At 36.7% G+C, this 12,972-nt stretch carries 10 protein-coding genes and 1 pseudogene; 6 read left to right on the top strand and 5 right to left on the bottom strand.

Translation table 11 applies throughout. The annotated features are described in order from the left end of the window. Nucleotides 1-104: 104 nt before the first annotated feature. The 3 genes from OLM58_RS17440 (at nt 105) to OLM58_RS17450 (ending at nt 5,684) form a co-directional block, all read left to right on the top strand. On the top strand, nt 105-1,748 hold the full coding sequence (locus OLM58_RS17440) for a DUF6377 domain-containing protein (RefSeq protein ID WP_264529901.1): 1,644 nt from the start codon (nt 105-107) through the stop codon (nt 1,746-1,748). 210 nt (nt 1,749-1,958) lie between these two features. Then, entirely contained in the window at nt 1,959-4,175 is a 2,217-nt protein-coding gene (locus OLM58_RS17445) for a glycoside hydrolase family 3 C-terminal domain-containing protein (protein WP_264529902.1), read from the top strand. 372 nt (nt 4,176-4,547) lie between these two features. Continuing rightward, nucleotides 4,548-5,684: an acyltransferase family protein gene (locus tag OLM58_RS17450; protein WP_264529903.1), complete on the top strand. Its 1,137-nt coding sequence runs from the start codon at nt 4,548-4,550 to the stop codon at nt 5,682-5,684. A gap of 186 nt (nt 5,685-5,870) precedes the next feature. Here OLM58_RS17450 and OLM58_RS17455 read toward each other — a convergent pair whose 3' ends face one another. Both OLM58_RS17455 and OLM58_RS17460 read right to left on the bottom strand, forming a co-directional pair. Beyond that, a complete protein-coding gene (locus OLM58_RS17455) occupies nt 5,871-6,977 on the bottom strand; it encodes an NADH:flavin oxidoreductase (protein ID WP_264529904.1) in 1,107 nt (368 codons plus the stop codon). Between the two features lie 6 nt (nt 6,978-6,983). Continuing rightward, nucleotides 6,984-7,286, bottom strand: a complete 303-nt coding sequence (locus OLM58_RS17460; RefSeq protein WP_017497055.1) for an ArsR/SmtB family transcription factor — start codon at nt 7,284-7,286, stop codon at nt 6,984-6,986. 229 nt (nt 7,287-7,515) lie between these two features. Between OLM58_RS17460 and OLM58_RS17465 the strand changes: the two genes are divergently transcribed. Both OLM58_RS17465 and OLM58_RS17470 read left to right on the top strand, forming a co-directional pair. Continuing rightward, on the top strand, nt 7,516-8,010 hold the full coding sequence (locus OLM58_RS17465) for a TlpA family protein disulfide reductase (RefSeq protein WP_070908652.1): 495 nt from the start codon (nt 7,516-7,518) through the stop codon (nt 8,008-8,010). A gap of 69 nt (nt 8,011-8,079) precedes the next feature. Next, entirely contained in the window at nt 8,080-8,556 is a 477-nt protein-coding gene (locus OLM58_RS17470; RefSeq protein ID WP_264529905.1) for a hypothetical protein, read from the top strand. 400 nt (nt 8,557-8,956) lie between these two features. Here the strand turns inward: OLM58_RS17470 and OLM58_RS17475 are convergent, their stop codons facing one another. The 3 genes from OLM58_RS17475 to OLM58_RS17485 all read right to left on the bottom strand — a co-directional run bounded on the left by OLM58_RS17475 (nt 8,957) and on the right by OLM58_RS17485 (nt 11,692). Continuing rightward, the gene (locus OLM58_RS17475) at nt 8,957-9,340 is read right to left on the bottom strand and encodes a hypothetical protein (protein ID WP_070908477.1); all 384 of its coding nucleotides are present in this window, start codon (nt 9,338-9,340) and stop codon (nt 8,957-8,959) included. A 145-nt stretch (nt 9,341-9,485) separates the two neighbouring features. Further along, nucleotides 9,486-11,036, bottom strand: a complete 1,551-nt coding sequence (locus OLM58_RS17480) for a DHA2 family efflux MFS transporter permease subunit (RefSeq protein WP_264529906.1) — start codon at nt 11,034-11,036, stop codon at nt 9,486-9,488. Between the two features lie 65 nt (nt 11,037-11,101). Beyond that, nucleotides 11,102-11,692, bottom strand: a complete 591-nt coding sequence (locus tag OLM58_RS17485) for a TetR/AcrR family transcriptional regulator (RefSeq protein WP_249965079.1) — start codon at nt 11,690-11,692, stop codon at nt 11,102-11,104. A gap of 246 nt (nt 11,693-11,938) precedes the next feature. Here OLM58_RS17485 and OLM58_RS17490 point away from each other — a divergent pair. Continuing rightward, nucleotides 11,939-12,811: pseudogene (locus OLM58_RS17490) on the top strand (helix-turn-helix domain-containing protein). The last annotated feature ends 161 nt before the right edge of the window (nt 12,812-12,972 follow it).

Raw genomic sequence — 12,972 nt, forward strand, 5'->3', positions numbered from 1 at the left:
AGCTTTTATTTATTACAAAAGTCACAATTTTCAATCTGCTAAATAATTCCTTTTTCTGGTAGCACTTTCTTATATTTGCAAGTCTCATTATAGCTCCAATTGGTTTGAAAAATTATCTGCTGTTTCTTCTCTTTATCATTTTAGGAAGTCCTGCTTATTCAGCGGACAGCACAGATAGTATTATCGATAAGTTAAATGAAGCTTTAAAGAACAAAGCTCATTATGTTCATTTGAGAGAAGAACGTATTTTAAATTTCAAAAAAATAAAATCCGATGATTTAACGAAAGAGCAGGAGTACGATTACAACCAAAGTTTGTACAGTCAATATCTGAAATTCAATTCTGATTCGGCTATTTTATATGTCAAGAAAAATCTGAAAATCGCCAGCGAGCTTCAAAATGCCGATTTACTGAATCTGGCCAATCTGCAATTGGTAACATTGTACTCTTCATCAGGAAAATATCGCGAATCTGAGGCCATTTTAAAAAGTATTCCTAAAAAGGAATTGTCTAAAAAACTACTTCCTAACTATTATAGTGCCTATCGCGAGTTTTTGGAACATTATGCTGCCAATAGTGACGATGTAAAGTACATTGAGCAAATTAACAAGTACCGTGATTCGCTGCTCACTGTTTTAGATCCTACCACATTAAACTTTCGAATTACCAGAATTGAGCAGGAGATGTCGGAGAAAAAGTTTGCTGCAGCTGAAAAAAAGTTGTTGGATTTATTGAAAAAAGCAAAAGACGATCATCCGCAATATGCCATGATTACTTATCTTTTGGCAAGTATCTATAAAGAAACAAAGCAGCTGGAATTTCAAAAAAAATATTATGCACTTTCAGCCACTGCCGATCTAAAAACCGCAAACAAGGACAATGCTTCTCTTCAGGAACTGGCTTTGTTTTTTTATGAAGCCAATGATGTTGACATGGCTTATAAGCTAACACAATCGGCTATTGAAGATGCCTTGTATTGCAATGTTCAGTTTCGTACCCTTTTAATGTCAGAGGTATATTCGATCATCAACACCGTTTACTTAGAAAAAGAAGCTAAGAGAAAAACGGAACTTCAACTGTATCTTTTGTGCATCAGTTTGTTATCGGTATTTTTAGTTGTTGCGGTGATTTACGTTTACAAACAAATGAAAAAAGTATCGCGAATCAGGACAGAATTGTATCATACGAGTCAAAAATTAGCCGAATTAAACAAAGACATTACAGAAACCAACAATCAGCTACAAGAAAGAAATGCACAATTGTCGGAATCCAACCATGTTAAAGAAGAATACATTGCACATTTTTTCAGCCTTTGTTCAGCCTATATCAACAAATTAGAAAATTATCGTGTCACTTTAAATAAAAAAGCGACCGCCAAACAATTTGATGAAATCTACAAAGTATTGAAATCAACCACTCTCGTAGATAACGAACTGGAAGAATTATACAAAAATTTTGACATCATCTTTTTGAATTTATATCCCACTTTTGTAAAAGATTTCAACGCGCTTTTAATTCCGGAAGAGCAGATTGTTTTAAAACAAGGAGAACTGATGAATACAGAACTTCGAATCTTTGCTTTGATTCGTTTAGGAATTACGGACAGTGTAAAAATTGCAGCGTTTTTGCGTTACTCTTTGAGCACCATTTACAATTACCGAACCAGAGCACGAAATAAAGCCGCAGTTTCCCGAAATGATTTTGAAGAAATGGTCGCAAAAATTGGCTTAATATCCGTAAAACTTTAGAAAATCATTCTAAAAGCACTACTTTTTTCGGCTTTTTGTTTTTTATAAACAATTGTTATTCATTAAGTTGGATTTTTAATTCACTACTTTTTTTCATCTAGAAATCCAGAACAAACTATAACGTTTTAGCTTTACAGTATTCTTAAAAAGAGAGGTACTGCTTATACTTTCTTCCCATTGTAAATTAAATGCTTTAATAAATTAATAGTTATGTTTAAAAACGTTAAAACAATTGTTGTTTTACTATTGTTGAGCTCTGTCGGTGCAAGTGCACAGCATAAAATTCCGGTTTATTTAGACGATAAAAAATCGATTAATGAACGCGTAGAAGATGCCCTTGCAAGAATGACAACCGATGAGAAAATTGCCATGATACATGCGCAGTCAAAATTCAGCTCACCGGGCGTACCGCGGTTGGGTATTCCGGAAAACTGGATGACCGACGGACCACACGGAATTCGTACCGAAGTTTTATGGGATGAATGGGATCAGGCAGGATGGACTAATGATTCCTGTATTGCTTTTCCGGCTTTAACCGCACTTTCTGCTACGTGGAACAAAGAATTATCGTCTCTATACGGTAAATCTATAGGAGAAGAAGCGCGTTACCGTAATAAAAATGTATTATTAGGTCCCGGTGTTAACATTTACAGATCACCTCTAAACGGTCGTAATTTTGAATACATGGGAGAAGATCCTTTCCTGACTTCAAAAATGGTTGTTCCTTATATCAAAGGGGTACAGGCAAACGGAGTTGCTGCCTGCGTTAAACATTTCGCTTTAAACAATCAGGAAATAGGGCGTAATACCGTTAATGTAATCGTTGATGACCGTGCTTTATACGAAATTTATTTACCGGCTTTTAAAGCTGCCGTTCAGGAAGGAGATACCTGGGCAATTATGGGAGCATATAATAAATACAAAGGGCAACACTGCTGTCATAATGAGTTTTTACTGAATGATATTCTGCGCGGAGAATGGGGCTTCAAAGGAGTTGTAGTGTCAGACTGGGGAGGAGTTCATGATACCAAACAGGCTATTCACAATGGATTGGACATGGAGTTTGGTTCCTGGACAAACGGACTTTCATGGGGAACCAGTAATGCTTATGACAATTACTTTTTAGCAAAACCATATTCTGTAATGATTGCAAAAGGCGAGGTTGGAACAAAAGAACTGGACGAGAAAGTACGTCGTATTTTACGTCTGTCATTCTTAACGACGATGAATAAAAACAGACCTTTCGGTTCTTTTGGAACAGAAGAACACGCCAAAGCAGGTTTGAAAATCGCCGAGGAAGGAATTGTGCTGCTTCAAAACAACAATAACATTTTGCCAATTAACCTTTCAAAAACAAAGAAAATTGCGGTGATTGGAGAAAATGCTATCAAAATGATGACCGTTGGAGGAGGAAGTTCTTCATTGAAAGCCAGATACGAAATTACGCCGCTTGAGGGATTAAAGAAAAGAATCGGAAATCAGGCCGAAATTACTTACGCTCGCGGGTATGTGGGAGATCCTACAAGTAATTATAACGGAGTAATAGCCAAAGTAAGTCTGGAAGACAAACGTTCTGCTGCCGAGTTAACTGCTGAGGCTGTAAAAGTAGCTGCAGCTGCAGATATCGTTTTGTTTATAGGAGGTACAAATAAAAGTGATAAACAAGATGCTGAAGGTTTTGATCGTTTGGATTTAGGGCTTTCGTATGGTCAGGATCAGTTGATAGCAGAATTGGTGAAAGTAAATAAAAACATCGTTTTTGTGAATATTTCAGGAAATGCAGTGGCAATGCCATGGGTAAAAGATGTTCCGGGAATTGTACAAGGCTGGTTTTTGGGTACAGAAGCAGGAAATGCTTTAGCAGCTGTTTTAGTAGGAGATGTAAACCCTTCGGGGAAACTGTCGTTTACTTTTCCTGTGAAATTATCAGATAACGGAGCTCATGCATTGGGTGAATTTCCTGGCGGAGATGACGTTACATACAAGGAAAGTATTTTCGTAGGTTACCGTTGGGCCGACAAGCAAAAAGCAAAGCCATTGTTCTCTTTTGGGCATGGGTTGAGTTATACGACTTTTCAATATGGAAAAGCAACAGCTGATAAAAAACAAATGGGAGCGGACGATCAGATCACTTTTTCGGTAAAAGTAAAGAATACCGGAACAAGAGAAGGTTCAGAAGTAGTTCAGCTTTATATCAGTGACTTGAAATCTTCATTACCTCGTCCGGTTAAGGAATTGAAAGGATTTGAGAAAATTTCCCTTCAGCCGGGAGAAGAAAAAACAGTGACTTTTACCATCGATAAAACAGCACTTAGCTTTTTCGACGATAAAAAACACGACTGGGTAGCTGAACCGGGAGCTTTTGAAGCCATCATCGGAGCCTCTTCTACTGCTATAAAATCTAAAGTGAGTTTTTCACTTCAATAATTTCATGTTTGTAAAATTGGTTGGTTGTAAAGCTGCAAGTGTAAAAATTTGTGGCTTTACTTTTATAAATTCTAACAATCATTCTTAAAACTCAAAGTTCAAAAAACAAAATCAATGATTAATTAAAAAAAATCTGCTAAATCCGTGTGCCGAACATTTACCAAACAGAAGCACATTTTTATCTAAAAAAAACAAGAATAAACAACCAAAGTACATTTATCGATTATTTCCCGTGTTTACTGTGATTATTATAACAAATAATCCCGCTTTTTTTACGATTACAAGCGCTGTACAGCCAGTGTATTAAGGGAATATCACTATTTTAGCTTTCACCAAAAAATTATCTAACCTTTTAACAACCAAAACTATTTTATGAATTCAAATTCAATGGAAATTAAACCCAAGAAGCATTATGAAATTTTAGACGGCTTACGTGGAGTAGCCGCAATTTTAGTAGTTATTTTTCACATTTTGGAAGCCTTTAATGAAGGAAGCCGATTTAAGCAGATCATGAATCATGGTTATTTAGCAGTCGATTTCTTTTTTCTTTTATCAGGATTCGTGGTAGCGTACGCCTATGACGATCGCTGGGAGAAAATGTCACAATGGGAATTTTACAAACGACGTTTAATCCGATTACAGCCTATGGTTATAATGGGAATGGTTATTGGAGCGCTGTTTTATTATTTTCAGGCTTCAGAAGTCGCTTTCCCTCAAATTGCCACAATGCCCGTATGGAAACTGATTTTAGTAATGCTGGCTGGGTTTGTACTGATACCGCTTCCGCCTTCAATGGAAATTAGAGGCTGGGGAGAAACGTTTCCGCTTAACGGACCGGCATGGTCGCTTTTCTTTGAGTATATCGCTAATATTCTGTATGCGTTGTTCTTTCGTAAATTCTCGAATAAAGTCTTAGGATTTCTGGTATTGATTTTCGCGGGAATGCTTGTTCAATATACTGTTTTTGGTCCAAAAGGAGATGTTATTGGCGGTTGGTCCCTAACGATGCAGGAATTGTATGTTGGATTTACCCGTTTGTTATATCCTTTCTTTGCCGGGATTTTGCTTTCCCGTTTAGGAAAACTCATTCACATCAAAGGCGCTTTTTGGGTTTGCAGCATTCTTATAATCGTTATTTTCAGCATACCAAGATTGGGTGATGAAAACAGTTTGTGGATAAACGGTTTGTATGAATCCATCGCCATTATACTGCTGTTTCCTTTAATTGTAGCTATTGGAGCAGGAGGAGAGATAAAAAATCCGCTTTCACTAAAAATATGCAAGGCTTTGGGAGATATTTCGTATCCAATTTATATTATCCATTATCCGTTGATTTATTGTTATATGGCTTGGGTATTTGATCATAAAATTCCTTTAAAAGACGGTTATGTCGTGGGAATAGGAGTTTTAGTTTCTAGTGTAGTGATAGCCTACCTGTGTTTGAAGTTTTATGACGAACCTGTTCGCAACTGGCTTCAGAATAAATTTCAAAAAAGAAAAGTTTCTTAAAAAGAGGTTTAGAGTTGCAAAGGTTCAAAGGGACAGAGGTTCTCTCTCTTTGAATCTTTTTCTAAAACTCCTAACAAATCAAAAAGGGATGAAAACAGTGCTGTTTTCATCCCTTTTTGATTTAGGTTTAAAGCGATAAAAGTTTTGCCTTTGTCCCTTTGAACCTCTGAGCCTTTGAGCCTAAGTTTACTCTAAAACCAATTGTCCTAATGCTTCTTTGCTGAAGCCTTTTAATTGATCCGTATGACCTGCTTTGATTTTGGCCACCCAGTTAGGATCAGATAAAAGAGGTCTTCCCACGGCAACCAAATCAAAATCGCCTCTGTCGAAACGTCTGTTTAATTCCTCTAAAGAAGTTGGCTCAGAACTTTCTCCTGCAAAAGCGCCAAAGAAATCGCTTGAAAGTCCAACAGAACCTACTGTAATAGTTGGTGCTCCGGTAACTTTTTTGGCCCAGCCTGCAAAATTCAAATCAGATTCTTCAAATTCAGGCTCCCAGAAACGACGTTGTGAACAATGTAGAATATCTACTCCGGAATCTACAATAGGGCTTAACCAGGCTTCTAATTCCTGTGGGTTTTTAGCCAGTTTATAGTTGTAATCAGAAGGTTTAAACTGAGAAAATCTCATAATCACAGCAAAATCGTTACCGACTTGTCTTCTGATTTCTTTTACGACTTCAATAGCAAAGCGGCTGCGTTCCGGTAATGTTTTTCCACCATAAATATCTGTACGCAAATTAGTTTCTGCTCTAAAGAACTGGTCAATTAGATAACCGTGCGCACCGTGAATTTCGATCGTATCAAATCCCAGTCTTTTAGCATCGGCGGCTGCTTTTCCAAAAGCGATAATAGTCTCTTCAACGTCTTTCTCTGACATGGTGTTTCCATTACTAAAACCAGGTCGGTTTAAGCCCGACGGTCCTTCAAAAGGCACTGGAGGAACCCATCCTGAATGATGATTGTCCATAATTCCCATATGCCAGATTTGCGGGCCCATTTGACCTCCGGCGGTATGAACCTCTTCAATTACTTTTTTCCATCCATTTAAGGCTTCTTCGCCATAAAAATGAGGAACATTAGCATCGTTTGACGACGAAGGTCTGTCGATAACAGTTCCTTCTGATAATATTAAACCAACTTCGCCTTCAGCTCTTTTTTGATAGTAAGAAGCTACTTCGTCAGTTGGAATTCCGTTTGGAGAAAAGGAGCGCGTCATAGGCGCCATTACGATTCGGTTTTTAAGATTTAACGTTTTTAAGTTAAATGGCGAAAACAGGTTGTTTGTACTCATAGTAATTTACAAATTAGATTGAATTAATTTACTGAGTGCTTCAAAGGCACCTTCGTTACGTTTATAATAAGTCCATTGTCCAACACGTTTAGATTCGATAAATCCGGCGCGTTGTAAAATAGACAGGTATTCTGAGACTGTCGATTGGGTAAGACCCGCTTTGGCTTGTATCTGACCCACGCAAACCCCATGCTCAAATCCCGAGTGCTGAAGCTGATCCGGGAAGTTGATTTCGGGTTCTTTTAACCATTCCAGCATTTGTAATCTGGATTTGTTGGCTAATGCTTTAAAGATTTCTATAGATTCCATAGGACAAATATATCGACTTTTCCCGATATATCAATTTAAAGAAACTTATTTAGTATAATTTTAAGAGTAGGGATGCAATTTGCGTGAGAAGTATTTATATTTGTTTCCACTTGAAAACAGCATTCTTTTGACGATAGAATTGCAGAATTTGTATATGGCAATACCTTGTGATTACTAGTTTTTTGAAAGAGCTGTCAAGAAAATAACCCCAAATTTATTCATGAAGATTATGAAAAAAACACTACTTATTTTAGGTTTCCTATGCTGTGCCGTCACGAGTTCGAAAGCTCAGGTGGTAGGAACCGATATTGGCGACATTGCTCCCGAAATTGATTTACCGGATACAAAAGGAAATAATATTGTGCTTTCTTCTTTACGAGGAGAGCTTGTTTTAGTTGACTTTTGGGCTTCGTGGTGCGGTCCCTGCATAAAAGAGCAGCCTGAATTGATAAAACTGTACAACACTTATTCCGGTAAGTTTTCTATTTACAGTGTTTCAATGGACACGAAAAAAGCTCTTTGGACCGGAGCCATTGCAAAACAAAAACTGCCATGGACTCAGGTAAGTGATTTAAAATACTGGAATTCTCCGGTTATTGGCGATTATATGCTTCAATCAGTGCCTTTGAATTTTTTGATTGATAAAAATGGAATCATACTGGCAAAAAATATTCATGGAAACGCATTGAATGAAATGTTGAAAAGCTTACTTACGGCTCAGTAAAAATAGAAACTTTGAGAATAGTATTGTTTTGAGAAAGAATGTAGGTAAGAAGAATATAAAACGGATGGAATGGAATCAAAATTAAGTATAGCTGAGTTTAGAGCAAGATTAAAAAACAATACTGAAATTGGTTCTTTGAAAATAAAATTCAGCCACTTGAGAATATTTCCGAGATTTGGTGCATTAAAGCCTTTTTACGGTCTTTTTGATGATAAAAGTTTTCGTTTGACCATAAATTCGGCAACATCTCCCACCTGTTTTATTGTAAAAGGAAGCTACAAAAATGTTGATAACAGACTTAAGGTAAATTATACGATTGAGCCCAATAGTAAAATTCAATTGTTTTGGGTGAAATATTCACCTGTAGTGGCTATAATTGCAATTAACCTGTTTTTTGTTCTATTTGCGAGAGGACTCAGGAGAGCTTCTACTATTGTGAATTTGTTTTTACTTATTACCATTTTCTATTCCAGATGGAAAGAAGAAAGAAAGCGTAAGAAATTAGAGAAAAAGTTTCTCAGGATTTTTGAAATTAAAAGAGACTGATGATAGAATTAATCAAGAACAAAAGTTAGGAAGAAAGGGCCGAAAGCCCAAAAGAAACAGCATCGTGCGCAGCACTATGAATTGGATTAAGGCGCAGAATTGCCCTGAAATGGCAAGAGCAAACTATATATTATAATTTTCAATAAAGAACAAACCGCTCTTTTATAAAATATAATTCAAAATGATATAAGACCAACTTTTTGCGCGTAAGCTTATGCCCTTTCAGGGCGTAACCGATATTCGTTATCGTTATTGATGGTGCTGCACACCATCCTGTTGCTAGAGCTCTTTCAGAGCAATATTTCCAAAACAGATGGAACTTTAAAAATAAAACCTTTGTCAATTCTGTATTTTGACAAAGGTTTTATTATTTAGATGATGGCCTGAAGCTGAAATGAACTTAATTCAATCTGTCTGCATGATTTCGAACACCGCCAAAGTTGTTTTTTAGAAACTCTCTAATTTGAAATTGTGTTTTATTCTGAGTGACTTTTTTCCATTCATTGAAATCAAAAGCATGAATTTCAATCGCATTCGGATTGGTGACAAAAGCGAGTCTTGCAATAGAATATTTGTAATACTTTAGTTCATGAGAAATATGTCGGTCTGGCACAACGATAAGAATGGTTTCCCATTCCAGATAATTTTTAGGAACATCTGCTCTTTCATTTAATCCAAGGGCTTCAAAAAAGGCAATGATCTTTTGATCATTAAGCTTGTCGATTTTTTGATCAACTCGTTTAATGGTGCTAATAAGTTTATTTTCATCTTTAATAACACTCATAACTAATAGCTGTTTTTTGTTTTTAGGTTAATTTCAATATAAAATTACATCAAAACGAAGTGAATTGTTAAAAGAGAGGCAATAGAATGATTCTAAATTTTATGGAGAGAGTTTACAGGCTTGTTTATCAGAAAGAAAGCATTCCTTAGTGATCGGAGAGCATAAGATCGGTTTTTCTTTTTTTGGATTTATTCATTACAAACAAAAGCAAGGGTAAGGTTACCACAAAGAATAATCCAACAAAGAAAAAAGCGTCTCTATAACTTAATAAAGAAGATTGTCTTAAAACAACATTTTCCATAAGCCTGAGTGCTTTAAACTTAGCTTCGTTATAAGCAAAACCTTTGCTTTGAAAATACCTGATGTAGGCATTTATCCGGTCCATTGCGATAGTGTTGTCTGGGGTAACGGTCGAAATTAGTTCATTTCGGTGTGCTGCAAATCGATGAGCTACATAAGTATTGATAATCGAAACGCCAAAAGAACCGCCCAATTGCCGCATCATATTATTCAAAGCGGCACCCTGACCAACATCTTTGTCTTCTAAAGAGGAGACGGCCAGCATGGTAAGCGGAACAGTAAGCAGAGCCATTCCTAATGCACGAAAAATCAAAGAAGTTGCTACTTCCGCAGCGCTGGTGTTTAATGTCATTCCGGACATTCTCCAGTTAAAATAAATAAACAAAAGAAATCCGGCTGCGATAATAAGTACCGGTGAAACGCCTTTTTGCAGTAAGGTTCCGCACATTTTTAAAGCCAGTAATGCAAACAGCGCCCCGGGTAACAAAAGTAATCCGGTTTGATAAGGTGAAAAGCTTAATAAACGCTGTGCAACAACCGGGCTAATGTAGATGGAAATAAACATACCAAATCCGGTTACAAAAGTTAGGACTGCAGCAATACTTAAAGATTTACTTTTGAGTACCCGAAGATTTACTACAGGCTTTTCGATCGTAAGTTCCCAATAGATAAACAGGAGCAGGGTTGTCACGGCAATAAAGGTAAGCACAACAATATAGCGGGTTTCAAACCAGTCTTCGACTTCGCCTCTTTCGAGAACCGTTTGCAAAGTACCAACTCCTATGGCCAGTAAAGCAATACCAGTCCAGTCGACCTTAGTGATTTCAGGTTTTACAGGAGGTTCCTGCAGTAGAAAGTAACAGGAAATCATGACGAGAATTCCAATCGGAACATTGATGAGGAATATCCAGGGCCAATCGTAATTTTCGGTAATATAGCCTCCCAGAGTAGGGCCAATAGTGGGGCCAATGAAGATTCCGGCTCCAAATATAGCTCCAGCTGTAGATTGTTTGTCTTTTGGGAAAAGCTCGAAAACTACAACTTGTGAGATGGATAGCAAGGCACCGCCTCCAATTCCCTGAAAGAACCTGAAAAAAACGAGCATCCAAATGTTAGACGAATGCCCGCACATAAAAGAACAGAACGTAAACAAAACAACAGAGCCAATATAATAATTGCGCCGCCCGAGATTGGCGCTTAGAAAGCTCGTAATAGGTATTATAATCACATTGGCAATGGCATAAGCCGTAATCACCCACGAGGTATCTTCAAGCGTAGCGCCCAGATTTCCGCTCATATGGGAAAGTGCAACATTTACAATCGATATGTCTATCAGTTCCATAATGGCGGCTAATATGACAGTCAGAATAAGTAGTTTTCGGTTTAAAGATGGCATAGAAAAATATTTTATACCGATTGGTATATTTTTGGTTAAAAAAAAGGACTGTTGTTTTATTGCTTTTACTCTAAGTCATCAATTATTTTTTTTAGTGAAAGCATAATAGTGGATAAATTAGACAGGTCGCCCGTTATTTTGGAAATCATGACAGCACCCTCGATAATAGCAATGATGGTTAGGGCAGTTTTTTCCGGATTTATGGATTCCCCTTTAAATTCTCCCGCAGCGATACCTTGCTCAATAAAATAAACCAGTTTTTCTTTCCAGGCCAGAATGATGCTTTCTACCTTTTTTCTGAGTACTGGATGAGTATCGTCTGCTTCGGTGGCAGTATTGATAATAGGGCATCCACCCTGAGTGATTCTTAGCTCATAATAATTAGAGTAGAGCCTTGGATAAACCAATAATTTGTCTTTAAACGTAGTTTGTTTGTCGATTTCTCGCGTAAAAGCATCCTGAAGTTTTTTTACATTGAACTTAAAAGCCGCCAAGGCTACTTCGTCTTTGTTTTCAAAGTTACCGTAAATACTTCCTTTTGTAAGGCCAGTCGCTTCGGTGATATCACTCATAGAAGTTCCGCTGTACCCTTTCATATTGAAAATAGGAGCGGTTTTCTCTATAATAAATTGCTTGGTTTTTTCGGCTTTACTCATGGTATTAGAAAATTTAAAATACAAATATATACCGATCGGTATAAAATAGCAAGTTTTTTGAAAAAAAAACACAAAGACTGTGGGATGTATCTTAGAACAGTTCCTCTCTGAAATGTAAAACCTGAAACCTGAAACCTGAAACTTGAAACCTGAAACTTGAAACCTGAAACTTGAAACCTGAAACTTGAAACAAACTAAAAAAAAACAACTTAGAAAACTATTGTTTGATTTTCATAACTTTGCAAAATGAAAGAGCAATTAGAAGAACAGGGTTTAGAACTTGGAATTAGTGATTTAAAGCTGAAAGGCTTTAAGGTCTATGAAGTAAACGGTGACGTGAGTAAGATTCCAACGTATAACCGTAGGGATTTTTATAAAATTTGCATCAATACCAGTAAGAGCTTTATTCATTATGCAGACAGAGGAATCGAAACGGACGGAACAATATTATTTTTCGGAAATCCGCATATTCCGTATTCCTGGGAAATTATTTCACCTTCGTATGAAGGCTATGCCTGTGTTTTTACGGAAGACTTTCTAAAAGTAAAAGATCGTTCCGAAAGCCTTCATGAATAGCCTTTGTTTAAAATTGGCGGTACACCAATATTCTCTTTGTCAGCTGATCAAAAGGTGTTTATTGATTCCTTATTTCAGAAAATGATACAGGAGCAGGAAACTGATTATGTTTTTAAAGATGACTTGATTCGTAATTATATCAATTTGATTTTGCACGAATCTATGAAAATGCAGCCTTCGGAGAATTTCTTTAAACCCAGAAATGCCTCCTCCCGAATTACCTCTTTGTTTTTGGAATTGTTGGAAAGACAGTTTCCCATAGAAACCAAAAATGAGCCATTAGCGTTAAAAACGCCACAGGATTATGCTCAAAGTCTTGCTGTTCATGTGAATCATTTAAATCGTTCCGTTAAAGAAGTCACCGGAAAACCAACAACGGCGCATATTTCAGAAAGAATTGTTGGTGAAGCCAAAGCTTTGCTGCAGCATACGGATTGGAGTATTTCGGATATCGGTTATTCTTTAGGATTTGAATATCCAAGCTATTTTAATAATTACTTTAAAAGAATTACAGGGACAATTCCAAAATCACTCAGAGTGTAAATTGTTTCATATTCTTAATTTTTTGTTTGATTATTGTTATCTCGCTGCATCTTTACCTGTGTAAATTTGCATTGAAATAATTAGTATTAATCAGCAGTCAGTTTTCGATAAGCTAAATACGACTTCACAAAGCATATTCCCGCTTTTATGATTTAGTTTGA

The organism is Flavobacterium sp. N502540 (assembly GCF_025947365.1).
In the GTDB taxonomy this organism is placed as follows: Bacteria; Bacteroidota; Bacteroidia; order Flavobacteriales; family Flavobacteriaceae; genus Flavobacterium.

What these genes read in the sequence shown, in the direction of transcription:
- OLM58_RS17445 (WP_264529902.1), top strand. Translation starts at nt 1,959, where the DNA reads ATGTTTAAAAACGTTAAAACAATTGTTGTTTTACTATTGTTGAGCTCT.
- OLM58_RS17455 (WP_264529904.1), bottom strand. Translation starts at nt 6,977, where the DNA reads ATGAGTACAAACAACCTGTTTTCGCCATTTAACTTAAAAACGTTAAAT.
- OLM58_RS17470 (WP_264529905.1), top strand. Translation starts at nt 8,080, where the DNA reads ATGGAATCAAAATTAAGTATAGCTGAGTTTAGAGCAAGATTAAAAAAC.
- OLM58_RS17460 (WP_017497055.1), bottom strand. Translation starts at nt 7,286, where the DNA reads ATGGAATCTATAGAAATCTTTAAAGCATTAGCCAACAAATCCAGATTA.
- OLM58_RS17450 (WP_264529903.1), top strand. Translation starts at nt 4,548, where the DNA reads ATGAATTCAAATTCAATGGAAATTAAACCCAAGAAGCATTATGAAATT.
- OLM58_RS17465 (WP_070908652.1), top strand. Translation starts at nt 7,516, where the DNA reads ATGAAAAAAACACTACTTATTTTAGGTTTCCTATGCTGTGCCGTCACG.
- OLM58_RS17475 (WP_070908477.1), bottom strand. Translation starts at nt 9,340, where the DNA reads ATGAGTGTTATTAAAGATGAAAATAAACTTATTAGCACCATTAAACGA.
- OLM58_RS17480 (WP_264529906.1), bottom strand. Translation starts at nt 11,036, where the DNA reads ATGCCATCTTTAAACCGAAAACTACTTATTCTGACTGTCATATTAGCC.
- OLM58_RS17485 (WP_249965079.1), bottom strand. Translation starts at nt 11,692, where the DNA reads ATGAGTAAAGCCGAAAAAACCAAGCAATTTATTATAGAGAAAACCGCT.